The sequence below is a fragment of the Kiritimatiellia bacterium genome (assembly GCA_028715905.1).
Taxonomy (GTDB): Bacteria; Verrucomicrobiota; Kiritimatiellia; order JAAZAB01; family JAAZAB01; genus JAQUQV01.
The window spans coordinates 1-24,224 of sequence record JAQUQV010000035.1 but is presented as its reverse complement, the minus strand read 5'-3'; the positions used below and the strand labels follow the sequence as shown (position 1 = coordinate 24,224).

Genomic DNA, 24,224 nt, shown 5'->3' with positions numbered 1-24,224 from the left:
GGGAACCGGCACATCTATTTAAACATGGGCTTGACACCTACTGGCAATCTTTGACATTCTGTTTTTAGGCCATACCGAGAACCATTCTCGAATAACGGAAATAAAACAGACCCCTGATTATTGGTTCAATGAAAATCAGCCGGAATGATCCCTGTCCTTGCGGCAGCGGCAAGAAATATAAACGATGCTGCCTGAACAGCGGCATCGATTTTTCACAGGTCTCTGACGCCGCCGATGAATTTCCGGACTTGCCGCTTGAGGAAGAACCAACCGATGAGCAAATATTCGGCGACCTCAAGGAACGTTTGCCGCATGTTTCGTCAAAATTGAGGGCCAAGCTAGAGCCGTTGTTGCGCGATTATGATCTGATAAATGAGTGTCGGCAGCGTGAAGGAGAAATTAATGCGGCTGTAAAGGCGCTGGAGCTTTATCACCGCGATTTTGAGGCATGGGTGGATAATGACAAAAAGCTTGTTTCTCAAACCGAAAAATTATTCTCCGAGAAAGAATTCATGGATTTACGGTTCGGAATTGACGATGTTCGCCGCGCGTTCCAAAAGTTCGGTTATCCTGCCACTTATATCGTGGGCGAACATGATCATGAAATAGTCAAGAACGCGATCCTTTTCCTGGCCGACGAAACCTATCGCTATCGTGCAATCGCGTTTCTTTATCTAAAACTGCCGTCCTATGTGAAAACAGGCCGCCATCTTGACGCGTGTCTCATTCAATTGTGCGCCTGTTTAACCGAGGAGGAGCCGAAACAAAGCAACCCTTTCCTGATGGCCATGTTCATGCACGGATTCTGCGAATGGGCGAATCAGCGCGACCGGGAAAACGCAACCCTGCTGGAAGGGCTGGGCATCAAGCCGGAGGATATGAAACAAATCGGCGAGAACGGCTTCGACAAGTGGCTGGCGGAACAGAAGCGCGAGCCGGTGAAGGATCTTTGGTTAAAAAAGAAAATAGAGGCCAATCCCGAGGTGGCAGCGGCAATGGAAGCCAACCGCCTGGCTGGCGAACGCGCCGCGTTGTCATTGCTGGAGGGGGATGACGCCGTGATATTCCTGCTTTTGCCGGAGGAAACTGCGCCCTGGCTTGAGGAGTACGCCAGGCGTCTTCATGAGGCTCCGGAAACGTCCTCCGCTATGCGGCCTCCCGATCGACAGCCTCTGGAGGCCGCGAAAAGGAACGCGAGCGATCTGCTTTGGGAGATTACGGACAAAATGACCCGCGCCGTTTTTACGTTGGAAAGAATAACGCAATTGAGAAAACAGTTGAATGAATATCGGCAGACAATAGCAGCCGAGGATCACGAATCTCTCAAAGCCGTTCAAGGCGCGTTGATGTCCATATGCGGCGGTCGCCGTCCCGAAGACATTATTTTCCTTCACGCTCTGTGTTTTTCTTCCTTGCGCCATGCCATTAAAGAAATAGATGAATCGCATCAGGCCTGATTTTATTTCAAACGGTCAGTGCTTCCAACTTGTCGCACAATAAGGGCAGGGCGGTCGGCGTGCGGCCTTCGGCCAGGGCCATGAATTCCGGATGCGGCGCGCCCCAGACGTGCGCCAGCGGGCCGGTCAATCACCTGCAGGCGCACCGGCGCCAGAGGATCGGTTTTGTCCTTGCCTTGCCGAAAAATTCCGCGTGCAGGCCGGATCGTTTTTGAAGGTCATGATTTCAGCCCACCGGCGATGTTGCGGGACCGAGCCGGTGTGCCAGGCATAACCGATCTTCTCCCGTTTGCATAAATCCCGGGCCAATTCCAGCATCCTTTCCCATTCCGAAAACACGATGATTTTGGTGTCGGTTTCGGCCAGGCAGGAGTCGAAAAGCTTGCCCAGTTCCGCCAGTTTCGGGCAAACGCGGTCATTGGGGGCAAGAATATAATTCGTACGCGCGCGCGCTTCTCGTAGATTTCTTCGTAGATCCCAGCCCCCCAATGCTTGTGAACCCCAACCCGGCATAGCCGGGTTGGGCCATAATGTCATGACCGACAAAACAGATCATACACTGCCGAGGCAATCGCCGCGTGCCCCGTCAAATTGGGATGCACCGGTTCAAGACAGAACACGTCCGGCTCGTAATATTTCAGCAGATTTTGGAACATTGCATGCGTCCTGACCATGCGGGTGTTGAACTCCTCGCTCATCTTTTCAACCACCTTCAAATATTGAGGCAGAAGCCCCAGGATATTTTGGCGGAAACTATCTTTTGAAGATTCCCTGCTGATATAAAAAGGCTGAATCAACAAAAGCATGCATCTTGGCAATTCAGACCTGATGCGTTTCAACATTTTCCGATAAACCTCCTCATAACTTTCCGGCGAAACGCCGTCCGCCGCACGCGCAAGATGGCGGTAAAGATCGTTAATCCCGACCTGGATTGAAATCCGGTCCGGCTTATGCCGCAATAGATCATCCTCCAAGCGATTCAACAACGCCACCGAGGTATCGCCGTCAATGCCTTTGTTTACCATCACGACTTTCTTCGCCGATGCGCGGATAATCAAATAGTCCCTGAATATTCTGACATAGCCGTTGCCCAGCGGACGCTCCGCAGCGCGACGGCCACAATCTGTTATGCTGTCTCCGATAAATAATATTTTTTCGTTATTTTTTATTCTTGCATCCATTGTTGGCTTAAGCTCCTTTCGGGTTTTCATTCTTTCGCATCGCGCAACCGGCATTTTTCGCTATGCCGGTCACGGCCGCGCGGCTTGCTTTATCTTTTCTATCTGCCTGGCCACATGCGCCCTCTTCTGATAAAGCTTTGCCGGCTCCTTGCTATAATCCTGTTTGTCCCTTATTAAATCCTTCTCAATCTCCAATACCACCTCGGTCTCTTTAATTAACTTCTGAATTTTGTCTCCTTCTTTCTCCTTCAGTTCTTTTAACCTTTCCTCCAAGCGGCGGAAATATTCCCAATCCTCCAACCCGTCCCTGATCACTTCCAGCCTTATTGACGGGTTCAGGCCATCCGCGATTTTTTTACCGGCCGGGTAGGCAAGAAAGCCGTCACCGGCGGGAAGTTTGCAGGCGGCGGAGGGATTCCATGACTTCTTTGGACTTCCATCTTCTTCAATATCATTGATCGTGTTGGGCTGCCAGACTGCCAGCCCCCAGTAAAGAAACCCCTCGGCCTGATATTTTTCCAAAAGCCAAAATAGAACACGATGTTCCATAGAAGGCTGGCAGATGAAAAAGTTCGGCCGCTCGGGAGTACAGCACACATAGAACCAGACGGATTCTCCTTTTTGCCGCCTCTGTCGGGCAAGCCCGGCATTATAGTAAGGGATGAGCGGCACCCAAATGTCTATGTATTTTTCCGGGTCAGACGTAAAATAGTCATCAATGGCCGCCGTGCACAGGCGTTTTAAACCAGGGGCCAATCTTCCAGCCAGGGATGCCTCCTTTTTTACCAGATCGAATTGTTCCCGAATTGGTTCATCCTTCAGGTAAACATAGAAAGCATCAAGCCACCCTTTTTGCTTGATATGATCAGAGACCCGGGGAAGATAGTTCGTCCAGTAGTTTTCATCAATCTCGTTTCCGGAGAAAGATCCCGCCCGGATAAACTTCGCCCCGTTTTTGCGCATCAGTTCCACGTTCTTGTCAAATTCGCCAAAATCAAGGACCAGTTTATCGCCTTCCCATCGTTCACCCAAATATGGAACAGAAGCGCGGCTTCGGCCCACCCCTTCGTCAAGGACCTGGGGCGTTATGCGGTAACGCAAAAAAAACTGAAGATATTCGCGGCAGAGGGAGGCCGGCATGCGTTCCCAGGTGTTTTTTAATTCCTGAGCACCATAATAGAACCTGACAACCTGGCCGGGCCGGAAAGTAAATTCTGTGGGAAGTAAATCCTGCGAGAGTTCAAAGTCCCATATCTTTACCGTAAAAGGGAGATGCCTGGGCGGACTATCAGGCGGACATACCGTTAAAGTTCCCTTGTATTCGCCCGGCGCCGTGCCGGGAGGAGCATGGACTGTAATCCACACCGATTGGACAACATCGTCAGAAGCTATGTTGAATGTTCTGTTCCGCAGGAGGGGATCAGGATACCAATCTGACTTTTTATTCGCGTCTGAAAGATCATGGCCAGCGGAGGGGTAATGGGGATAAGACACATAACCTACCCGCCGGATGTCTATGTTTTCGGCGGAAATCCAGTTCCCGCCATTTTCCGATATCAGCTCAGAGCAAACCACATTCAGACCGGGCAGTTCACCGCCTTGCAGAGGAATTATGACAATCTGAGTGCTCTCATATTCATTCGCCGCCATTTGAAGCGTCAGTTCTTGAATAACAGGCTTATTCCACGGTTTATCACGAAACACCTTCTCCAAAGATGTCGCGCCGGAGACGGCAAATCGAGCGCCTGCGTCGGACTTGACCGCCTGATTCTTCCACATTTCATTTCTTTTCCTCAATGTTTCCAGGTTTCGCCCGAGTTCATCCACGTCTTCAAGCGCCTTTTTAACAGCCGCGAATTGAGTTTCCCAGGCGGCTTTGCCCAAAGCAGACATGCCCGCCATGTCCTCCTCCCATTTCATGAAATCAGTTTCGCGAACAGAAAGCTCCTGCAACCACTGATCTCCAAAGTCCTTAAACCATCCATAGCCGGAAAAAGAGTTTGTCAGCGCGAAGAAATCCTCCTTGCTTTTACCGATTTCCGCTGCCAACTTACTGAGCGCGCCTTCCAGGCGGCTTATGCTCACCTCTTCCGAGGCGCGGAAATAAATCGTTTTTTTCAAACCGTCGCCCAAGGTGAATCTGATATACCGCTCTCCCTCCTTTGTTATGCGATAGGGCAAAACAATCTCTGCGCTTCCATTGGCTGGTATCCGGTAAATTTTATTCTGATCCGCCGATACCGCATCTCCTCCGCATCGGGTGACAACCGCTGCAACGCTCACATCCACGGACTCATCGTCGGTATTCTCCACTGTCGCCCGAAGCTCGTTGTTTCCAATGAATTTATCCCCCCAGGAAACAGAGACCACTTTCACGGGCGCGGTCTTCCCCTCCTTCAATATCAGGTCCCGGATGGTTTTGAAATGTCCCGCAAGCGGGAATCCGCGGCTAAAATAAGAAGTGGTAACCACGATCAGCCCTTTTCCCACCCTTTGATAAAGAACTATCGGCATATCATGGCCATCACGGTTGGCGACGATCCATTCCGGCGGCCACTTTGTAAAGTGCGCCCAGGACGATAGAAGCGGCCCAAAGTTTAATTCGGCGCCGGGATTGGTCCAGTCATTGCTCTTTTGAAATTCAGGATAAATTTTAACACTCAGTTGAAAGGAAGCGCCAAGGGAAGCAAGCCAGTCTAAATGGTCATTGGCCGCGGCTTCCTGGATAATTATCACACCCCCATTTTCCAAGAAGGAGCGCCATTGCTCATGGTAGCGGTCAAATTTCTGCGGGTTTGCCAGATTGCAGTTTTCATGAAAAAGGAGAATATCATAATCATGAAGAGACTGGGCCAGTTTATCCACATTGACATTCTCCCATCTGTCAAAATTACATTTCAAAGAGGCAAAGACGCCATCGTAGGCATATCGCTGAGCCGGCCGGAAGTTGCTGTAAATTAAAGCAACCGTCATGGTCTGTGGCGCTTCCGCGCGGATTGAAAAAGCGAAACAAAAGCTAAAAACAACGATTAACAAGATGTTTCGTTTGGTCATTTTACCCAGCGCTCCTTGAAAAACCGCCTTTTGAAGGCCAGGAATTTTATTTCGGCTGTCCGGCGCCTCAATTGTTCCAATTCTGATTTCTCTCTTTGCCGGAAGCCCCATATTTCTCCAAGCAATGCGTACGCATCGCCGAGCGTCAAATAATCAAGGCAAGAAAAATATTCGCGGGCGGCCGCTTTACCTTTTTCCCGCATTCGCTTGGAGACACCCTCCGTTTCCCGCCCGGGAAGAGAATCCAGCTCTTTTTTGACAATACCGACCAGGTCCGAAGAAACCGGCCGGGAGGCATCACAGGGAAGAAATATGAGACGGCCCCATTTGCCCGACTGATGAAAAGACACTTGCTGGCTTGCCCAAGAAGAATAGGATTCTTGGGATATGCGCCTGTTCCGGCAGATATTCCCCCGCCATACGCCCGATGGAATGGCATTAAACAGGAGAAACGGGATTCTTATCTCCACTGACCAGCAATCTCTGTCTTTATATGTCTTTGCCTCCCAGTCCCACAACGGAAAAACATCGCCCGCATTCCGGCCGTTAAACCTTTTGCCGGCAGCATTAACAACGAACTGACAATAATCTTTGCTGCCTTTCGGCAAAATAAACACTTCTATGCTGTCCTCTGTCCAGAGGTCTTCGGTATCATTCAATTTTGCCTTTATTTTTGCGACCTCCGGCTCAATGGCAACCACTCCAAAATAAAGGCTGTCGCCCCATACCCCTACTCTTACCGCTGTCTGGGGGACGGCCTTTTCTCCATTCTTAAGAAGATAAAACGGGCCGAGGGGCGCAATGTCCTTCCAGGCAATGTCATCCGCAATCCTGCCATCCAGAACCGGCTGTTGGGAAAGAAAAGGAATCAAAGCATCCGCGCTTTCCGCCTTTAATTCAAGGGGAAAAAGGAGGAGGGTGAGAAGGAATTTAATTATTCTCTTGTTCATTATCTTCTCCCTTCAGCTTGAGTATGAGGTCTATCATTTTCAGCCGCAAAAGGTCCATATCCTCCACATCCCGGTTGATATCGCCCTGCTTCAATTCAGCCAGAAAACCGTTTGCGCGGCCGGCCGCATCCTTCATCTTCGGGTCTTTGCTTTCCCTGGCTTCTTTCGCCGCCGCAACCAAGGCGGCTAAATATCGCGCGTCATCCACCCCTTCGCGATAACCTTCCCATTCCAACGTATCTATCACCCCGTCGGCTGCCGGATAGACCATATTAGCCGCTTTATAACAAACCAACGGAGTAAAATCATTCCAGGTATTCAAGGCGCCCTTATTTTCATGATAGTGGCCGCACTGATAAAGCCAAGTCATGGCGCCGTCATAATCATACTGCCAGAGAAGGACGCCAAAGTTCCGCCGGTAGGTCTCCGGCACTTCCGCTCCTCCCTGCGGGTTCGCATAACAGGTGATTTTGTGTCCGGCCGAATGCCATTTGGCCGCCTCTTGCCTGGAGGGATATCCGGCGCAATTAAGCAAATTCTGAATATCACCCGCAAATTCAAAGTTGCCGCGTTGTTCGCCTTCGGAGATATAACCGGCCGCGAACACCTTTCCGCCGGCCTGATGGATGGCCTCCCAGAGTGGTCTCTGGGCCGCGAGCCTATCGCCTTTTGCTTCATCCACTCCATAGAAATACACCTCGGGAATATTAAACTTGCCGGCCATTGCCAGGATATCCCTTGTTTTCTTTTTCAATTCCTCAAGCTGGGACGGGGTTACGGCTGAATTTTCGGATGTGGAAAACCCCAGATTCTGGGCGTTGCCGCAAATGAATAAAGGCTGTCCCCTGATCCCCAATTCTTCTCTTATCTTTAATGCCTCTTCCATATCTTTCAAACCGGGATCCCTAACGACCAACTCTGTTGGAAACACAGGATTAAATACCCCGTGCGCCAGAAGGTTCTCCGTCTCTTTCCGGAACTGCCTGAATTGCCTCTCCTGGTAGGTAACACCGGACGGCATATAATAGTAAATACTTGAAACATGATAGGGCGGGAGCAACTTTATGGGAAGCACCCGGACCTTCATCGGGATGGCACCCAGAACCGCTTGCCCCTTCTTTATCCTGACCTCGCCCTTATAGACACCGGGCGCGGCATTATCAGGAATTTTTATGGTAAGCCATAACTGCTTGTTCTCTTTCCTTTTAAGATTGAAAGGAACCAGGGTCGGGCTGTCGTAGATATAATTGATATACCGGTCAAGTTTTTCCCGCGGCAGGTCTATCCCCCCTTCCCTGCTTGCCAAGACATACTCTTCCCTCTGCGCGGGAGAACCTTTCTCAAAAACAAGCTTCAGATAATTATTCTCCTTGTCCACTTTTACCAGACTGTCGTCGTGCAGGAGCAATTCAGGAATCAATGTCTTTACCGCTGAATAGCTCGTTGGGTTATACAACCTAGCGGGCGTTTCCTCCCGATAGCCAATACCTTTATCCTGCCACCAGCATTTGACCACCCTGATATCAACATTCCCGGGCGCCATGGCGTTCTCCTTCCCCTCAAGTTCCGCCGCTTCCGCCGTGACCCCTTCCATGTCCTCTTCTGTCCTCAAAACAAAACTGGCCGGCTCGTATTCACCCGGACAGGCCAAAACCATAATCTCGGAAACCGAAGAGCTGAACAATAACAAATCCGTGTCGGGCAGAATTCGTTTGTTGGTTACCGGATGCGCAAGCGGAAAAACTCTCACCACCTCGGTTATTCCCGGGCCGGCAAAAACAAAAAACACCCCGGCTATCACATAAGCCAGCTTTTTTATATGCGTCATGCGCATTTTATTTTTCACAAACATTTCGGTTGTCAAATTAATCCTGCTCCTTCTTGCCGGGACGGTTGCGGCTGTTTTCAGGCCAGGGCAAAACTTTGACAGCCTTTCCGCTCATCAGCGCCCTGTCGCAAGCCAAAGTCAGATGCAAGGACTGCAGTCAATCGGAATAGTCACAGGGATTGCCGCTCCAATCGCCCGATTTAACCTGTTTCAGGAATATTTCATTTTCGTATTCAAAAATACTTCTTGATTCCTGTTGAAATTGAAACGGAGTCTTTCGCGGAGCTGTTTTTTTCCTCCGGCCGCCGTAAAGGTTACATTCCGCCGCCGCTGGCTGATCGCCCGCCAAAGAATTGATGTTCAAATTAAGGCGGTAGAAGTTTTCTTCGCCGCTGAAGTTTATTTCGTTGCGCCAGCGGTCGGCCACCCAGCTGTGCGTATGAGCGGCAATGACGCCGCCGAATTCTTTTTGACGTTTCAAAGCTTGGTCGCGGTTCAAATCGCACAAAGCGGTGATATTGACGTCTTTCCGAGTCTGCAAATATTTCAAGTGCAGAACGGAAATACCACCCGTTCCTATAAAACCGGCTTTAATCATTTTTTGCCTCCAACAGCTTTTTCAGATACTTGGTCGTTTCCAATATATCCCGCGCCTGCTGTTCCCCGGAAACTTCGCGTTCAATGATAAACTCGCCCTTAAATCCGATCTTTTTTAATTTCCGAACAAATTCCGGAAAGCGGACCCGGCCTTCACCCACTTTTACTTCCCGGCCAATTTGCGAAGGGTCCGTCGGACATAACGCGTCTTTGGCATGAATATTCCGCACGTATTTACCAAACACATCCAATGCGTCAATCGGGTTGCCTTTCCCGTATAAGATCAAGTTTGCCGGATCCAGGTTAATCCCCAGGTTTGGAGCGCCAACTTCCCTGATCAGCCGCAACAAGGTCAACGGGGTTTCCTGCCCGGTTTCAAACCAGAATTCCAAATTGCGTTTGCTCAATTCCTGCGCTATTGCGCGTACGGCAATGACCATGTCCCGGAAAAGAGAATCCAGCGGATTTTCAGGGATAAACCCGAGATGGGTAATAATTGCGGGAACTCCCAGTTTTTGCGCAAAATCACCGGCCTTGGTCAATTCCATTATGCGATGATAACGATAGGCCGCCGGCAGGAGCCCCAAGGTGCCGGGGCCATCAACCATATTCCACGTCGCCGGCCCGGTCCAACCCGCCCAAAAGGCCGTAATATGGATGCCTGACGATTTCGCGTCCGCGCGGACCCGTCCGGCCAATTCCTCCGACCAGACATGCGGCTCCCAACTGTATAACTGGCAGACTTTAAGGTTGTACCGCTTCATTTCTTTAAAACCGGATCCTTTTTCTTTGAGTGAAGCCATCACGCCTATACGATCATGCATATTTTCTTCTCCTCCTTAAGATATAAACATCATTCTGTCATATCGTTATGTTCAATCCCTTTGGTTTTCTGGTTCAAAAGATTAACACGATAACTTTCCGAATTCCCTGAAGGCGCTGATCATTGCATCCCTTCTTTCTTTGGCAACCCCGATGCACTCATAATCAACATCAAATCCGATAAATCCGCCTTTGGGCGTCCCCTGTTTTTCAATCATCAGCTTTGCCTCGGCCCTGATTTCGTCAAGAGTCCCGCGTACAAACGTGGTTTGAACGTCCACAAAACTGGCGAAACAAATCCGGCCGGCAAATTTTTTGCCGGTTTCTGCAATCCCCGCCAGCGCCGGCTGGCCGAGGTTGATTACATCCAGACCAACCTCAATAAATTCATTGATGAAGTCGTTGACCTTGCCGCACGAATGCAGCCAGGTGTGCATCCCCATATCATGGATCGCCGCAAAGAGTCTTTTATAGCCTGGTTTGAAAAATTCCCGCCACAAAGGCAGGCTGATTATTGTGGCAGACTGCGTGCCCCAGTCATCCGTCATCAGCACTCCATGGACCCGCCCCTTGAAATCCTTAAGCCGATTAACCACGCCAATTTGAAAATCAACGATTTTCTCCGCCAGCCCACGGACTTCCTCCGGATACAAATAAAAATCCTCAAGAAGCTCCGTGAACCCGCGCAAATAGTGCATTCTTTCAAAGAGCGTGAAAGGCAGATTAAGCAGGACATATTTGCCGGCAACGTCTTTTAAAATATTTTCCAGATTGGCAAATCTGTCCCCGGCGTCCGGGTCCGGGAATTTATAATTCTTCATTGCCTCCCGGGAACTCAAGGGATGTTCCTTCACCTGCCCCATGTTATCCAGGCCGGTCCGGTTCCAGACGCACCCCCATTCATCCTGCGTTGCGCGCAAGGGCTCCCAAAGCTTTGCGCCTGCCCCCAATGTGCCGTAATCTATCGTGCAATTGTCGCGCTCAGGATCAAATTTCACTGAGACGACCGGCACCCGCTCCGGCGAACCAAATTCAATCGCCTTCTTTACCAGCTCGTAACCGTTCATCTTCCCCTCGTTATTATACCCTGACGCATTTACCTTGCCTGGCCGACAGGTAAATCGCCTCCACGACTTTTATAACGCTTTTTCCATCTTCCGCATTTATAATCGCTTTTTTATGGTTTTGGATACAGTCTATGAAATGAACGATTGTGTTCACGAAAGACTTTTCCCAATCAAAATCAATATAAGGAAACTCCCACGACTGGCTCGCGTCGCTGGTATGATGTCCCAGGGCTTTCGGATCCCGATAAATCCCCAAAGGGGGCTTCCGTAACGACTGGTATTCCATGCCGTTGACAATAAGGGCGCCTTTTGTGCCGATGATTTCCTTCCCGTCATCGCCATAACCCGCGCCCCAGTAGACCGTCATTGTGCCGACCGCGCCGTTCGCAAACTCAAAGAGTACGACTCCGCCGTTTTCTATTTCAAACTTTCCGGAAGGGAAACGGGTGAGTTTGGCGGATACACGCGCAATTCTTCCCATGAGTCTTTCCGCAAGATATATGGAGTGGGCGCCGCCTTCCATGATTGCGCCGCCGCCGCTCTTGCGTCTATCACCGCGGTAATTGTTTTCAAGAAACTTCATGCTCCCGCCCGGGTACCCGAAAATATGTTTTGCCCGGTAAATAACGGGCCGGCCTATTTCTCCCTTTTGAAGGACATCGTACGCCTTGAGAATGGAAGGGAAAAACACGAGGTTATGAAACGGCATGAGAAGAACCTTCGCCTTGCGGGCGGCCGCGGCCATTTGCGCGCATTCTCTTCCGGTTGAAGCAAACGGTTTTTCACAAAGAACGTGTTTTCCTTTCCGGCAGGCGGATATAGCTGCTTCCGCATGCAGAAAGGTCGGCAACATTATGTCCACGGCGTCTATTTCCGCCAGTTCCAACAAATCCCGGCAATTACCAAAGACATGTTTCGCTCCTGTTGCGGCGCGTAATTTTTCCGCGCGCTCCTGGTTGGCGTCGGCGATTGCCAATATCTCCACCCGGTCGCCCAAGGCCCGGTAACCTTTGACATGACAAGAAGATATCCAGCCCGCTCCGATCAAGCCCACTTTTATCTTTGTGCCCATATTATGCATCCTGGTTTAATTATGTTTAATAACAACCGTATTCGCGCGCGGTTTTATACATTTCCACGATATTTTCCTCCGGGGTATTGGATTGAATGAAATGGGTGGGCGCCAGCATATATCCCCCGCCCGGCTTCATGACCCGCAGCCTTTCCATCACCTCGCGCCGGACGTTTTCCGGTTTTCCGCAGGCAAGCGTCCCGGCCGTGCTGATCATCCCATGGAACGCCACCTTGCCATAAAACTCCCCCTTTAATTCCGAAGGCGCCATCCCTTTTGCTTCCGGCTGAAGCGTATCAATGATGTCCACGCCCGTTTCTATCAAATCGGGCATCAACTCCCGGATGGAGCCGCAGGAATGGAACATTATTTTCGCGCCATGATCATGGGCCAGGATTATGATGCGCGCGACATGCGGCCGGATAACTTTCCGCCACATTTCCCTGCTTAAAAGAAGTCCTTTCTGGGTGCCGTAATCATCTCCTATCCAAAGTATATCAATCCCGCCGCCAGCCTCTTCCAGCAGTCGTTTATCATACTGGCAATAGAAATCCGTCATCTTGTCCAAGATCCTTAAACTGACCGGGTTTTCCTCGGCCAGGTCCACCAGAAAATTATCAAAACCGCGCAGGTAGCTGGCGCGGTTTATCCAGTCCGCCGTCGGCCCGCTTCCACATATGGCATATTCCTTTTTCATTTTACATTCTTCTCTTATGCCGGAAAAATCGTAGTCCTCGGCGCTGGGCCACCGATGATTTTCCACTTCGTCAACTGTCCTGGCATTTTCGAGGGGCCGGCAACATTCCTGATTATATACGCCGGTTCCGTGGCTTACCGCCTTTCTCCCCACCCCCCATTCATCCATGATTATTCCTTCCGCCGGCGGTTGCGGAATAGCCCCCTTGTATTTTCCCGCCACAATCCTGAAATCTATCCCGAGCTTTTGAAGCAATTCCTCCCGGGTTTTGACACCGAGATGAAGTTTTAACCTCTCGTCAATCTCCGGCATGGCAAAATAATCAAGAGGCACCCGGTCCGCCTCTTCCGAATTAACGGCTTTTAAAACCCGTTCTTTTGATGTCATTAAAAAACACCTCCGGTAATTTTTCTCAGAAATTTAGTGTAATAACAAAAGTTTTCAAAAGACACGTCCGGAGGAACCGCGTGGTCCACAGAAGGAATATACCCCTGGCCGGCCGGCAAAAGAGACGCTTTTTTAATGATTTCCGCCTCTATCTCTTTCTTCCCTTTCAATAAGGCGCGTTTATCAATCCCGCCCAGAAGGGCTAAGTTCGGAAATTTTTCCCTGACCGACACCGGCTCCATACCGGCCGCTATTTCACAGGGCATAAAAACGTTTATCCCTGCTTCCACAAGCAATGGAAGCAGAGCCAAGTTGTTTCCGTCAGAATCAACCATAAAAAGGTCCAGATGGTGCCTGGCCCTGACATGCCCGATAAATGCCTTAAGATAGGGGAACATAAATTCTCTGAAAATATCCGGCGATATAAAAGGGGCCGTCTTGAACGCCATATCCTCCCAGAGGAAAACATAATCAAAATCAACCAAAGGACAGATGCGGTCGGCAACGGCCGTCTGAAAGCAAAGCCAATGCTTCATAACATCATGCAGAAGGCCGGGGGCGTCGTAAAAAAGATAAGCCAGTTTTTCTTCACCGAAAAGATTCCGCTGAAACCCGTAGCTCCCGCAAATGCCAAAACGAAGGATATGCCGGCGTTTTCTCAGGTCAGAAGCCATGGCTTTGATAGCGCCGTATCGTTCTTCGCTTTCCGGGTTCAGCCTCTCTTTGATTTTTTCCCAGTCCAATCGGGTTTCCACCGGGAATTTCAGAAACTGGGGCATGGAAACGCCATGTTTCATCACTTTTTTAATGACGCCGTCTTCATCCTGCTTGATCAAATAATCATCTTTTTCCTCAATGACTTTCGTTTCAAACAACGGCCAATAGGGAATCTGAAAAACAAGGTCTATGAGCCTTTTCAGCGCAGAAGGATTCTCAAAACCTCCCGTGTTATCCATAAGCCGGTCAATACGAAAATATTCCCAGGGAGTCTGGTCGGCAGGCAATCCCTCCGCATGCCAACGCTTTACGGTGTCATCCCAAAACCCCAATGCTTCAAAGCTGGGAATAAAATCGCTTTTTTGAAAGCACATGGTTGCCCGGAATGTTTTTCTCGCTTCCGGATTGACGAACTCAGAATTATCCGAACTTGACATATTCATTGCTCCAATTGCGCGTGTTTTGCCGCCGCCCTGAACAAAACGGCCATCGCCGTTGCCCCGGCATCGGGAATATTTTTTGACCTTTCCGACAGCCAGCCGGCCCGGCCGTGTTTTGCCTTCATATCGGCGGTTGCGGCGGCGCCCTGCTCCGCCGCAACTGCCGCCGTTTCCAGGAATTCCTTAAGGGACTTGTTTTCCAGCAGGGATTTTTCCACCGCCGCCTGAACCGGAATCATGGCATCCAGCATGGTCCGCTCCCCGGCCTGAGCTTTGCCCCGTTCCCGGACGCCTTCCACCGCCGCTTTTATCATCCCGGCCACGGCGGACAAATCAATTTCTTTTAATCCTTTTACCCGTCCGCCGGCGCGGATAAACGCGGTGGATAACAGCGCGCCAAAGGTTGAAGCGCCCGCCTTGCCGAATGCCAGGCCGGATTTGACGAGCACTTCGCCAATATCCGCCGAGGCCTGCATGGGCAGATTTTCCCTGACCGCCTTGAATCCCAGCATTACATTCATTCCCAGATCGCCGTCCCCGCAAGCCGCATCCAGTTCCCCCAGTTTTTCACCGGCAGCTTCCATCTCTATGCATATTTTGTCCAAGAGCAAAATGAACTCCGGAAAGGATAATTTTGTTTTCATTTAAAAAATCAACCGCTGACACGGATTTCACGGATAGGTTCTGTCTGTGGCGGCCGATCAATGATTGTCAACTGCCGGTATCAGCGTCATCCGTGTAATTCGCGGTTAATCCTCCTTTTTATTGCAGCGCCTATTCTTGCATTTTCAAAAACGGCGAACAGGCCGGCGCATCAAGCAGTGTTTTCAGCTCCTGATCAAGACGCAAGAGACTGATAGAACACCCGGCCATTTCCATTGAAGTTGCATATTCGCCCACGTAGCACCTGTGGATTTTTATGCCGTGCTCAAGTAAAATGTCGTGGGTTTTATTCCAGAGAATGAAAAGCTCCTCCGGCGGCGTTGCGCCCAAGCCGTTTACCAGTGCGGCAACTTCATCGCCTTTCCGGAATGGCAGGTCGGCCATAATCTTTTCCGTCAGAATTTGGGCAATTTCATCGGCTGACTTCATTTTTGTCCGTTCCACGCCGGGCTCGCCGTGAATACCCATGCCGAATTCCATTTCGTCCTCGGCAATACTAAAAGTGGGCTTGCCTGCCGCCGGAACAATGCAGGACGTAAGGGCCACGCCCATGCTGCGGGTGTTAAAAATCGCCTTTTCGGCCGCGGTTTTAACCTCATCAAGACTGGCGCCGTCTTCGGCTTTAGCGCCGGCAATCTTGTAGGCGAAGAAAAGGCCGGCCACCGCCCGGCGCCGGTCAATTTCCGCCGGCGGAGCGGAAGCTATATCATCCTTAACCAGGGCCTGTTCAACGCGGATTCCCTCGGCCCCGGCCAGCTCCGCCGCCAGATCAAAATTCATTTTGTCGCCGCCGTAATTGCCAAAGAGATGTAATACCCCCTTGCCGCCATGGGCTGTGCGCGTGGCGGCCAGCATGGCTTCCGCCGAAGGCGAGGAAAAAACGTTTCCGATGGCAACCCCGTCACAAAGGCCTCGCCCAATATAACCCAGAAATACGGGGAGATGTCCCGAACCACCGCCGGTAACAATTGCCACCTTGCCTTTCACAGGCGCAGCCGCCCTGACCAGCGCCCGATTGCTTCCGGATACTGGTTTCAGATGATGCGGGTATGCTTTTAATATCCCCGCGATTGTTTCTTCCACCACATTGAAAGGATCGTTAATGATTTTTTTCATAATCATGCCGCCTCCCCGGCGTAATTTTAACTCATGAAAATTTGTTTATCCATGCCTTGAAAAAATCAAAGCATTTACGTGCATTCTCTTCCGGCGACCCGGGATAACCGTGTCCCATTTCCACGGACAAAACGCCCTCATACCCTGATTTTCTCAATGCCGAAATAATCCCGTCCCAGTCAAGAACACCCTTGCCAGGTGGTGCAAACGTAAACGCCTCCGTGCCGGAACGCATGGCGTATATGTATCCGCCTGGTTTTACATCCTCTTTATTCAGTTTTATTACTCCGGCATCCTTGACGTGGACATGGATTATCCTTTTGCCGAAATCATTGATCAGAGGAAGAGGCGATTCCTTGTGATACGGAAAATGGCTGGGATCGTAATTTAAATACAGATCGTCTCTTCCCAGATCTTCAAACAATCTCATGGTGGTTTCATAATTGCCCACGATATAGGCGAAAACGGGTTCAATGGCTATTTTCACCTTTTTTTTCGCGGCATAGTCCAGAATGACCCGATAGGAATCCAGCAAGAGCCGCCATTCTTTCCGCGCCGGATAGTCAATATCCCCGGTATATTGAATATTCTGCACCGTATCCAGTTCCGGCAATATGCCGCTTACCGTATGGACAATCCCCACGCCCAGATGATCCGCCAGATCTATTACTTTTTTGGTATGTTCTATGCTTTCACCCTTGTTTCCCGCCGCACAGGGAGGAGGATTTTTAATCGCCACTCTGTTCCCCATGGCATAACCAAAGTGAAAATGGCACTGGAAACTTGATATCTCAAGTCCCATCTTTCTGATATGTTTGGCTGTTTCCACGGCCTCGCGGCGCGGGCATGCGGCGATGTTCGGCCGGCGGTCATTAAAACAAGCGGATATTTCCACGTCCGAATATCCGATTTTTCTTGCCATCCCGGCAATGTCCTTTAAGGAGCCTTTTTCAAAACCGCTTATCAATATTCCCAATCTCATGGCTTTGTTTCTCCTGAAAATTTGATTTTATAGACCAATCTGATGATGCTTCTTTTGCACGCGCCCGCACCATGGGCCCGTGTTCCAGTCGCCAAAAACCCCCAAGCCGCCAAGCGCGTTATCTCCGCCGTACACCGGAACATGAATCAGGACCAGTCCCGGGTAATTATACGCCCTTCGCAACGCCTTCCTCAAGCTTTCCACGGAATTTCCGCCGTCAATTCCCAGAACTCCTTTTACGGAACCGGCCCAAGCCGCATAGTCCACCTCAACCGAGTCATTTGTTTTGTAATCAAGTCCGTATTGCGCCTTCTGCAAATTACTGATGGCGGCCATGCGCCGGTTGTCAAAAACCACGATACACGCCATGACTCCGTGCTCAACGCCGTCAATCAGCGCTTGTGGATTCATGGTGAAACTGCCGTCCCCGCAAAACGCTATCGCGTATTTCTTGTCATTGCGCATGGCATGCGCCAGCAGGGCCGAGGCCGCAAAGCCCATGTATGAAGCGCCCGTATCGGTTACCGTCAACCCCTCTTTTTCATCCTCCACAATCTGAAAGCCATTGGCCTGAACATCACCGGAGTCAAAATATTTCACCGCATCCACCTCGGCGGCAAAATCGCAAACCGTTTTGATCGCAACCGGCTGGGTCAAAACTTTCTTCTTAAAAGCGGCGTCAAACAACGCCGGGACTGCATATCGTTTCTTTTTAAAATTTTGCCAATCTTTCCTCTTTTGAAAAATTGCGTCAGTCCATTTTGTGCGTTCCCGTTTCATATCTTTGTTTTTCAGGCATGCAATAAATTTCCTCAAATTTGATTTTGCGTCGCCGACAATCGGGATGGTCCGGTTATAATGGGCCGCATGATGCGCATCCATGTTGAAATTGACAATTTTTCCGGCCTTTTTCCATGCTGTTCCGGAACAATCCCACTGGCAGACGGCGCGCGCGCCGATAATGATCGCCAGATCGGCCTCGTTCATGCAATAATTTCCGCAAATTGACCCTTTTGACCCGCCGACACACATGTATCGCTCTGCGGAATAGGGAATAATGCCGGCGCTGGAAGGCCCGCTTACGATGGCGGCATCCAGCAGCTCCGCCAGTTCCATGATTTCCGCGCCGCATCCCCGCGCGCCGGCCCCGATTTTGATCGTAATTCGCCTTGCCGCAAGGGTTGCCGACACGGCTCGCTCAAAGGCCGCGTCATTTTCGCAAACGACGCGGGGCTCAACATACTCGCCGGGAAATTCAAGGAGATTGCAGTTCTCTAAAACCGCGGACTGCACGTTCATTGGGGCGAGCATGAAAAAAGGGCCGCTGAATCCTCTCCGGCCCGTCGCGACCGCACCACGCCGCAGTGCGGTAAAAATTGATTCTTTCTCGTACAAGGCATAGGCATTTCCCATGACGGACATCATTTTAAGGAATAACCCCTGTTCATTTTTAGGTATCTGCTGCATGTTAAATCCTTCGTCATGCGTGGTCTCGTCCCCGTAAATATGGTAAACGCCGGCGCCGTTGGAAGCCGCACATAAGGCGCCGGCAAAAGCATGCATGGCGCCGGGCCCGATTGAGGTGATCACCGCGGCTGTCTCACCGGTGCGCACCTTAAGGGCCGTAACGGCATGGGCCGCGGCGGTTTCGTGCCTCATGTTCCAGACCCGGACCAGGCCGGCTTTTTCATAAACCCGCAGGACATCGCCAATATCCGTAACGCCGTGGCCGAACACCGCGGCATATTTTGTGACGCCCTGGTTATAGAGTCCAAGCACAATCGCCTCGGAAACGGATATATCCTGAAATTGCTTCATTTTGCCGGCGGCAATCGCCCGGGCAACACCGCCATGCGCCGCAAGCGCCAAAATCCTCCTTGTTATCGCAGAACCGCCTGTTTTACCGGCTCGTTTCATTTACGGTTCCTCTTTCCAGTAACGTTCGGTAACTATTTTATCTTCCGTTAAGAAGCTGATGACCGCTTTTCCCTGCGCTTTGATATCGGCAAACTGCGAAGCCTTCATCCCGCCAAAAGGCAGGCAAGCCACCGGCGCCGGAATTCCGACGTTGATGCCGATCATGCCGACCTCAGCCTCAATCTTGAACTTTCTGGCATAGTAACCGTTCCGAGTATAGATGGAGGCGCCGTTGGCGTATTGGTGGTTGTTGATAACCGCAAGCGCCTGGTCCAGGGTTTCCGCCTTCATAATGACCACCACCGGCCCGAATATTTCCGTTGTATGGATTTTCATTCCCGGCTTGACGTCAACAAAAACAGTCGGCCCTATAAAATATCCATTTTCACATCCCTCAACTACCAGACCGCGCCCATCCAGGGCAAGAGACGCGCCCTCCCTGACGCCGGTTTCTATCATTTCCAGAATAAAGTTTCTGGCATTGGCCGAGATAACCGGCCCCATTACCATCTCCTCCTCCGCCACCTTTGGATTAAGCGGATTCGCGACGATCACTTCGCGGGAAGCCTTGATGAACCCGTCGCAGACGGCGCGGTAGGTCTTCTCCCCCACGCAGATAATAGCGCTGGCCGCCATGCACCGCTGGCCGGCGCACCCGTAACAGGACGAAACCATGTTCCGGATGACTTCGTCCACTCTGGCATCGGGCATTACCACCAGATGGTTCTTTGCTCCGCCCATGGCCTGAAACCGCTTGTTGGCCCGGGCACATTTTTCCGCAACCTGCCGGCAGACCGGAGTGGAGCCAACCAGCGATATCCCCTTAACCAGCGGACTATCTATCAAGGCGTTCGCCACGGTCTTGTCTCCATTAACCAGGTTGAACACGCCGGGCGGCAAACCGGTTTGATCCATGCGGCCGGCGATCAACTGCATGGTGCAGGGAACCTGTTTGGATGTTTTAAGCACGCATGTGTTGCCCGTTGCTATGGCATAAGGAATAAACCAGAATGGAACCATGGCCGGAAAATTGAAAGGCGCGATCACGCCGAATACTCCCAACGGCAGCCGGATGACTTCGCCGTCAATATCAAACGATGCGCCGATTAACCTGTCGCCCTGTTGCAGCACCGGCATGCCGCAGGCGGTTTCAATATTTTCAAAGACCCGCTTCATCTCTGCTCGGGCGTCCGGCAGGGATTTGCCCATTTCCCGCGCCAGCGTCCTGGAAATTTCCTCCTCCCGGCCGCGCAAGATATGCAATAACTCATAAAGGCAGAGAACGCGCCGCGCAACCGGGGTCCGGCGCCAGCCGGCAAAAGCCGCATGGGCCGCTTCAATGGCGCGATTCGTTTCCGCGGCCGTGGAAAGCGGCACCCGGGCAATGACCTCTCCCGTACTCGGATTATCCACGTCAAGATAATCCGTGTTTTCCGCTTCCCGCCATTGGCCGTTAATGTAATTTTTTATTTTCAGCATTGGTATTATTTTCCTGAATCATTTAAAATTTGCCCGTTCATATTTCTGGATTTCCGCAAAGCCGGCCGCCTGGACCTTGCGGCGTTCCACGCTCATGCCTGCGCCGATCTCGGCGTCAAGATACGCGTCCACAATGTCAAAAGCCTGCAGTTTTCCCACTATCCAGGCGCCCATACAGAGAATATTGGCGCGGTTGATCACATAATGCAGCCGCGCCGTGGTCGCCGATTCGGCCACGCCCGCGTATATGCCCTTGAACTTGTTGGCGCAGAGACAGACTCCCATGCCGGTCCCGCACATCAAAATTCCACGGTCGGCTTCCTTCGCCAGAACCACCCTAACCACCTTGGGAGCGATATTATAAAAGAAATCCGGCTTGTCCGTATTTTGCATGCCCAAATCCATGACTTGGCGCCCGTTTTCACGCAAATGCTCCTTGACCATCTGCATCAATTCAAAAGAGCAAACTTCGGCGGCCACGGCAATTTTCACTTCAGTCCCTCTGCTTTCTTTCCGATGGCGAAATGCTTAAAAAATCTTCCGCGCATTTCACGATATTTTCAACGTTCATGCCGTACTTGGAGAAAAACGCCTCATCATCGCCCGATTCCCCGAAAGAATCCTGCACGCCCAGCCGCCGCAAATGACACGGCGCATGCGCCGTTAAAACCTCAGCCGCCGCGCTTCCCAATCCGCCAATGACGCCATGATTTTCCACCGTGATGATTTTCCCGGTTTCGCATGACGCCCGGATAATTGCCGCCTCGTCAATCGGTTTTAAAGTCGGCATATGAATCACTCGGGCGGAAATCCCCTCATCCTTGAGAATCCCGCATGCTTTAAGGACTTTGGCAGTCATCATGCCAGTGGAAATCAGGGTAATATCTTTCCCTTCCCTGAGCGTATAAGACCGGCCGATTCTAAATTCATGCCCTTCTTCAAAGACCGCCGGCACCGCGCAACGCACCGTCCGCAAATATACCGGACCGGCATGTTCCGCCGCGGCAAACACCGCCTGTTTGGTTTCCACGGCATCGGCCGGAGCTATTACAGTCATATTCGGTATGGCCCGCATAATGGCCAAATCCTCAAAGGCCTGGTGCGTGGCGCCGGCTTTGCCGGTGGAAACCCCGCCATAACCGCCGTTAATCTTGACGTTCAGTCTGGGATACGCGATGGAGATGCTTACCTGATCGCAAGCCTTCCGCGCCGCAAAAGCCGCGAATGCGGATGCAAACGGTATAAAACCGGAGGCAGCAAGTCCGGCGGCTATGCCCATCATATTCTGTTCAGCCACGCCAACTTGATAAAAGCGTTCCGGAAAATGTTTTTTAAAGCGGATTGACTGGGTTGAGGACCCGACATCGGCGTCCAAAACCACCACTCTTTCGTTCACCCTGCCCAATTCAACCAGGGCGTCTCCGAAAACCACACGCATTTCCAGCATTTCATTCGCTTTCATTCTTTTACTTCCAATTCGGCCAAGGCCAGCTTCAATTCCGCCTGGTTCGGCGCCCGGGCATGCCATTCCGCCCGGTCGGCGATAAACGTTACGCCGCTTCCCTTGACGGTATGAGCCAGGATTACAACCGGCTTGACAGCCGTTTTCCTGGCCTGGTCAAATTTCCCGGCAAGTTCGGCGGGGTCATGCCCGTCACACTCTAGAACTTCCCAGCCGAATGACCGCCATTTATCGGCCAAAGGCTCGGGATCAAGAACCTCCGCGACGCGGCCGGTCAGCTGAATCTTGTTATAATCCACAATCGCTATCAAACGATGAATTTTATGGAAACCGGCGTACATCGCCGCTTCCCAGACCTGCCCCTCCTGCAGTTCTCCGTCGCCCATGACAACGAACACATAAAAGTCTTTTTTCAGCGCCCGGCCGGCAAGCGCCATCCCGATGCCGACGGAAAGCCCCTGCCCCAGCGACCCGCCGGAAATATCAACGCCGGGCGTCTTTAACATGTCCGGATGGCCCTGCAACATGCCGTCAAGCCGATCAAATTCCTTCAATTTTTCATAGGGAAAGAATCCTTTTTCTGCCAAGGCGCAATACCACACCGGCGAAGAATGCCCCTTTGACAGGATACAGCGGTCGCGTTCCGGCCAGTCCGGCCGGAGAGGATCGACGCGCATGGCATGAAAATAAAGCGCGGCCATTATCTCTACCGCGGAAAGAGAGCCGCCGGTGTGCCCGGCGCCGGCATGGCTGATCGTCCGCAATACCGCTTCACGGATTTTAGCGGCGCGCCGTTGTAAATCCTGAATGTCAGGCGTCATTGCTGTTCTCCGGACAATATCCCATCTGTGCGGAAAGATTTTCGCCGGTCTTTTTCACTATCCGCGCAAATGAGTCCAGTTTTTCTTTCGTCAACCGCTTTAAGAGCCCGGAAATACCGATCGCGGCCGCGACCATGCCGCGATGATCCAAAACCGGCGCGGCAAGGCACCGCACACCTTGTTTGTACTCCTCATTATCCAGCGCATAGCCTCTCTTTCGCGACGCAACGAGCTCTTGTTGCAACTTATCAAGGGTAGTGATCGTGTTTTTGCTGTAAGCCTGCAAACGGTTTCCGCCGATAATTTCCCCGATCTCATTGCCATTCATCCGGAAAAGCAAGGCTTTCCCCAGCGCCGTGCAATGGATGGGCTCATGCATGCCCACATGGGTATGCACACCGATCAGGTGTCCTCCCATTTCCTGGTCTACGATGATTATTTCATCACCATTTAAAACCGCCAAATGCGCCGTCTCGCCCGTCTCGCGCGCCAGCTTCCTTAAATATGAACGGCTTATATCCTGAAGCCGCCGCCCCTTCCTGATCATCAGGGAAAGCTCCAGAATCCTGTTGCCCAAAGCGTATTTTTTCGTAACCGGGTCGCGCCGGACATAATTGTGCATCGCCAGCGTCTCCAACAGCCGGAAAACGGTTGTCCGCTCCAGCCCGATCTTCCTGCTCAAATCATTATTACCGATCCCCTCCGCCGCATCGGCAATCAAATCCACCAGCCGCAAAGCTTTGTCCAACGATCTGATCATCTTTTCACCCCGGCGCTTAGTGTGCGCATTATGCACTCCTTGTGATGATTAAACAACAAACAATATTAAATGTCAAATGTTTTTTTAAGATTTTTTTCGGCAACAACCGGGCCGGTCTTTTACGGTTTCGGCGCGGAGGACGGCTTGACGCCAATGCCGCCGTGTGCGCTTGCTGACCATCAACAAACCGACCAACCCGCAAACGCAAGGTGAAGGGATTGGTTCGGCAATCTTTAATCTCAGACTGTCAATGCTTCGACTTCGGCCGGAATCTTGCTCAAGACTACCTCTTTCAAATCAATCTTCCGGCTGGCATTGTCAATATCAATCCCGACGAGATTACCCTCGGCATCGTAATCCAGCACAATGCCTTCGGAAATTTCCCGGCTTTCAGCGCTTGGCTTGGCGGATAGATCTATGTAAAGGGAGTCCGTGTCTCGATAATAATTCAGTTTCATTTCTTGAACCTCCTGTCCGGAAATGCGTTGTGTATCGTTTTCTTATCTTCCAGCGTTATCACGCGGAGAATGCGTCCTTCAAGTTCGTCAACCGTACCCCAGAAGCGGAAACGATTGTGTTCCTGCGGCTCCATTTTCAACGAGTTTTCAATGACCCGAATGCACCATGCTTTTCTGAGATAGGGACGTTTCCGCAAAACCTCGTTCTCAAAATACTCCGTAAACTCATATTCATCCATAAATTTATGATACATTATGAATGCCGTAGAGAAAAGGATTATTTATTCTTTGCCGAAC

Annotated in this window: 24 protein-coding genes; 1 reads left to right on the top strand and 23 read right to left on the bottom strand. The window is 51.2% G+C overall.

Annotation, left to right across the window (positions count from 1 at the left end; genetic code table 11):
• The first annotated feature begins 128 nt into the window (after nt 1–128).
• On the top strand, nt 129–1,457 hold the full coding sequence (locus PHP98_07980; protein MDD5483573.1) for an SEC-C domain-containing protein: 1,329 nt from the start codon (nt 129–131) through the stop codon (nt 1,455–1,457).
• Nucleotides 1,458–1,464: 7 nt separating this feature from the next.
• On the opposite strand, the gene PHP98_07975 is transcribed toward PHP98_07980, so the two are convergent.
• The 23 genes from PHP98_07975 to PHP98_07865 all read right to left on the bottom strand — a co-directional run bounded on the left by PHP98_07975 (nt 1,465) and on the right by PHP98_07865 (nt 24,181).
• Nucleotides 1,465–1,587, bottom strand: a complete 123-nt coding sequence (locus PHP98_07975; protein MDD5483572.1) for a hypothetical protein — start codon at nt 1,585–1,587, stop codon at nt 1,465–1,467.
• Nucleotides 1,584–1,946, bottom strand: a complete 363-nt coding sequence (locus PHP98_07970) for a hypothetical protein (GenBank protein ID MDD5483571.1) — start codon at nt 1,944–1,946, stop codon at nt 1,584–1,586. The genes PHP98_07975 and PHP98_07970 overlap by 4 nt, the downstream gene beginning before the upstream one ends.
• Before the next feature lie 44 nt (nt 1,947–1,990).
• Nucleotides 1,991–2,638, bottom strand: a complete 648-nt coding sequence (locus PHP98_07965; protein MDD5483570.1) for an SGNH/GDSL hydrolase family protein — start codon at nt 2,636–2,638, stop codon at nt 1,991–1,993.
• A gap of 69 nt (nt 2,639–2,707) precedes the next feature.
• A complete protein-coding gene (locus PHP98_07960; GenBank protein MDD5483569.1) occupies nt 2,708–5,611 on the bottom strand; it encodes a DUF4091 domain-containing protein in 2,904 nt (967 codons plus the stop codon).
• A gap of 77 nt (nt 5,612–5,688) precedes the next feature.
• Nucleotides 5,689–6,642: a hypothetical protein gene (locus PHP98_07955; GenBank protein ID MDD5483568.1), complete on the bottom strand. Its 954-nt coding sequence runs from the start codon at nt 6,640–6,642 to the stop codon at nt 5,689–5,691.
• Nucleotides 6,623–8,470: a hypothetical protein gene (locus PHP98_07950; protein MDD5483567.1), complete on the bottom strand. Its 1,848-nt coding sequence runs from the start codon at nt 8,468–8,470 to the stop codon at nt 6,623–6,625. Before PHP98_07950 ends, PHP98_07955 begins: the two co-directional genes overlap by 20 nt.
• 157 nt (nt 8,471–8,627) lie before the next feature.
• Nucleotides 8,628–9,068 carry a hypothetical protein gene (locus tag PHP98_07945; GenBank protein ID MDD5483566.1) on the bottom strand — a complete coding sequence of 147 codons (441 nt, stop codon included), beginning with the start codon at nt 9,066–9,068 and terminating at the stop codon, nt 8,628–8,630.
• Nucleotides 9,061–9,891, bottom strand: a complete 831-nt coding sequence (locus PHP98_07940; GenBank protein ID MDD5483565.1) for a sugar phosphate isomerase/epimerase — start codon at nt 9,889–9,891, stop codon at nt 9,061–9,063. Before PHP98_07940 ends, PHP98_07945 begins: the two co-directional genes overlap by 8 nt.
• An 81-nt stretch (nt 9,892–9,972) precedes the next feature.
• The gene (locus PHP98_07935) at nt 9,973–10,956 is read right to left on the bottom strand and encodes a uroporphyrinogen decarboxylase family protein (GenBank protein MDD5483564.1); all 984 of its coding nucleotides are present in this window, start codon (nt 10,954–10,956) and stop codon (nt 9,973–9,975) included.
• A gap of 13 nt (nt 10,957–10,969) precedes the next feature.
• Nucleotides 10,970–12,028, bottom strand: a complete 1,059-nt coding sequence (locus PHP98_07930) for a Gfo/Idh/MocA family oxidoreductase (GenBank protein MDD5483563.1) — start codon at nt 12,026–12,028, stop codon at nt 10,970–10,972.
• A gap of 25 nt (nt 12,029–12,053) precedes the next feature.
• Nucleotides 12,054–13,112: a uroporphyrinogen decarboxylase family protein gene (locus PHP98_07925; GenBank protein ID MDD5483562.1), complete on the bottom strand. Its 1,059-nt coding sequence runs from the start codon at nt 13,110–13,112 to the stop codon at nt 12,054–12,056.
• A complete protein-coding gene (locus PHP98_07920; protein ID MDD5483561.1) occupies nt 13,112–14,266 on the bottom strand; it encodes a uroporphyrinogen decarboxylase family protein in 1,155 nt (384 codons plus the stop codon). The genes PHP98_07925 and PHP98_07920 overlap by 1 nt, the downstream gene beginning before the upstream one ends.
• 2 nt (nt 14,267–14,268) lie before the next feature.
• Nucleotides 14,269–14,913 (bottom strand): dihydroxyacetone kinase subunit DhaL, encoded by a 645-nt coding sequence (gene dhaL, locus PHP98_07915; protein MDD5483560.1) that lies wholly within the window; start codon nt 14,911–14,913, stop codon nt 14,269–14,271.
• A 130-nt stretch (nt 14,914–15,043) separates the two neighbouring features.
• Nucleotides 15,044–16,048, bottom strand: coding sequence for a dihydroxyacetone kinase subunit DhaK (locus PHP98_07910; protein MDD5483559.1), 1,005 nt, complete (start codon nt 16,046–16,048; stop codon nt 15,044–15,046).
• A 31-nt stretch (nt 16,049–16,079) separates the two neighbouring features.
• Nucleotides 16,080–17,030 carry a sugar phosphate isomerase/epimerase gene (locus tag PHP98_07905; protein ID MDD5483558.1) on the bottom strand — a complete coding sequence of 317 codons (951 nt, stop codon included), beginning with the start codon at nt 17,028–17,030 and terminating at the stop codon, nt 16,080–16,082.
• A 27-nt stretch (nt 17,031–17,057) separates the two neighbouring features.
• Nucleotides 17,058–18,947: a thiamine pyrophosphate-dependent enzyme gene (locus PHP98_07900; protein ID MDD5483557.1), complete on the bottom strand. Its 1,890-nt coding sequence runs from the start codon at nt 18,945–18,947 to the stop codon at nt 17,058–17,060.
• Entirely contained in the window at nt 18,948–20,426 is a 1,479-nt protein-coding gene (mmsA, locus tag PHP98_07895; GenBank protein MDD5483556.1) for a CoA-acylating methylmalonate-semialdehyde dehydrogenase, read from the bottom strand. It lies immediately after the preceding gene.
• An 18-nt stretch (nt 20,427–20,444) separates the two neighbouring features.
• A complete protein-coding gene (locus tag PHP98_07890; protein MDD5483555.1) occupies nt 20,445–20,918 on the bottom strand; it encodes an RpiB/LacA/LacB family sugar-phosphate isomerase in 474 nt (157 codons plus the stop codon).
• A gap of 1 nt (nt 20,919) precedes the next feature.
• Complete coding sequence (locus tag PHP98_07885; GenBank protein ID MDD5483554.1) at nt 20,920–21,888, bottom strand: transketolase family protein; 969 nt, start codon at nt 21,886–21,888, stop codon at nt 20,920–20,922.
• The gene (locus PHP98_07880; protein MDD5483553.1) at nt 21,885–22,709 is read right to left on the bottom strand and encodes a transketolase; all 825 of its coding nucleotides are present in this window, start codon (nt 22,707–22,709) and stop codon (nt 21,885–21,887) included. The genes PHP98_07885 and PHP98_07880 overlap by 4 nt, the downstream gene beginning before the upstream one ends.
• Nucleotides 22,699–23,469 carry an IclR family transcriptional regulator gene (locus PHP98_07875; GenBank protein ID MDD5483552.1) on the bottom strand — a complete coding sequence of 257 codons (771 nt, stop codon included), beginning with the start codon at nt 23,467–23,469 and terminating at the stop codon, nt 22,699–22,701. Before PHP98_07875 ends, PHP98_07880 begins: the two co-directional genes overlap by 11 nt.
• A gap of 239 nt (nt 23,470–23,708) precedes the next feature.
• A complete protein-coding gene (locus PHP98_07870) occupies nt 23,709–23,927 on the bottom strand; it encodes a DUF2283 domain-containing protein (protein ID MDD5483551.1) in 219 nt (72 codons plus the stop codon).
• Nucleotides 23,924–24,181: a hypothetical protein gene (locus tag PHP98_07865; GenBank protein MDD5483550.1), complete on the bottom strand. Its 258-nt coding sequence runs from the start codon at nt 24,179–24,181 to the stop codon at nt 23,924–23,926. The genes PHP98_07870 and PHP98_07865 overlap by 4 nt, the downstream gene beginning before the upstream one ends.
• Nucleotides 24,182–24,224: the final 43 nt, after the last annotated feature.

Excerpts from the sequence above, each read along its gene's own strand:
- PHP98_07965 (MDD5483570.1), bottom strand. The coding sequence starts at position 2,638 with ATGGATGCAAGAATAAAAAATAACGAAAAAATATTATTTATCGGAGAC.
- PHP98_07945 (MDD5483566.1), bottom strand. The coding sequence starts at position 9,068 with ATGATTAAAGCCGGTTTTATAGGAACGGGTGGTATTTCCGTTCTGCAC.
- mmsA (MDD5483556.1), bottom strand. The coding sequence starts at position 20,426 with ATGCTGAAAATAAAAAATTACATTAACGGCCAATGGCGGGAAGCGGAA.
- PHP98_07930 (MDD5483563.1), bottom strand. The coding sequence starts at position 12,028 with ATGGGCACAAAGATAAAAGTGGGCTTGATCGGAGCGGGCTGGATATCT.
- PHP98_07880 (MDD5483553.1), bottom strand. The coding sequence starts at position 22,709 with ATGACGCCTGACATTCAGGATTTACAACGGCGCGCCGCTAAAATCCGT.
- PHP98_07925 (MDD5483562.1), bottom strand. The coding sequence starts at position 13,112 with ATGACATCAAAAGAACGGGTTTTAAAAGCCGTTAATTCGGAAGAGGCG.
- PHP98_07900 (MDD5483557.1), bottom strand. The coding sequence starts at position 18,947 with ATGAAACGAGCCGGTAAAACAGGCGGTTCTGCGATAACAAGGAGGATT.
- PHP98_07910 (MDD5483559.1), bottom strand. The coding sequence starts at position 16,048 with ATGAAAAAAATCATTAACGATCCTTTCAATGTGGTGGAAGAAACAATC.
- PHP98_07960 (MDD5483569.1), bottom strand. The coding sequence starts at position 5,611 with ATGACGGTTGCTTTAATTTACAGCAACTTCCGGCCGGCTCAGCGATAT.
- dhaL (MDD5483560.1), bottom strand. The coding sequence starts at position 14,913 with ATGAAAACAAAATTATCCTTTCCGGAGTTCATTTTGCTCTTGGACAAA.
- PHP98_07885 (MDD5483554.1), bottom strand. The coding sequence starts at position 21,888 with ATGAAAGCGAATGAAATGCTGGAAATGCGTGTGGTTTTCGGAGACGCC.
- PHP98_07935 (MDD5483564.1), bottom strand. The coding sequence starts at position 10,956 with ATGAACGGTTACGAGCTGGTAAAGAAGGCGATTGAATTTGGTTCGCCG.
- PHP98_07950 (MDD5483567.1), bottom strand. The coding sequence starts at position 8,470 with ATGACGCATATAAAAAAGCTGGCTTATGTGATAGCCGGGGTGTTTTTT.
- PHP98_07940 (MDD5483565.1), bottom strand. The coding sequence starts at position 9,891 with ATGCATGATCGTATAGGCGTGATGGCTTCACTCAAAGAAAAAGGATCC.
- PHP98_07920 (MDD5483561.1), bottom strand. The coding sequence starts at position 14,266 with ATGTCAAGTTCGGATAATTCTGAGTTCGTCAATCCGGAAGCGAGAAAA.
- PHP98_07980 (MDD5483573.1), top strand. The coding sequence starts at position 129 with ATGAAAATCAGCCGGAATGATCCCTGTCCTTGCGGCAGCGGCAAGAAA.
- PHP98_07905 (MDD5483558.1), bottom strand. The coding sequence starts at position 17,030 with ATGAGATTGGGAATATTGATAAGCGGTTTTGAAAAAGGCTCCTTAAAG.
- PHP98_07865 (MDD5483550.1), bottom strand. The coding sequence starts at position 24,181 with ATGTATCATAAATTTATGGATGAATATGAGTTTACGGAGTATTTTGAG.
- PHP98_07870 (MDD5483551.1), bottom strand. The coding sequence starts at position 23,927 with ATGAAACTGAATTATTATCGAGACACGGACTCCCTTTACATAGATCTA.
- PHP98_07955 (MDD5483568.1), bottom strand. The coding sequence starts at position 6,642 with ATGAACAAGAGAATAATTAAATTCCTTCTCACCCTCCTCCTTTTTCCC.
- PHP98_07875 (MDD5483552.1), bottom strand. The coding sequence starts at position 23,469 with ATGATCAGATCGTTGGACAAAGCTTTGCGGCTGGTGGATTTGATTGCC.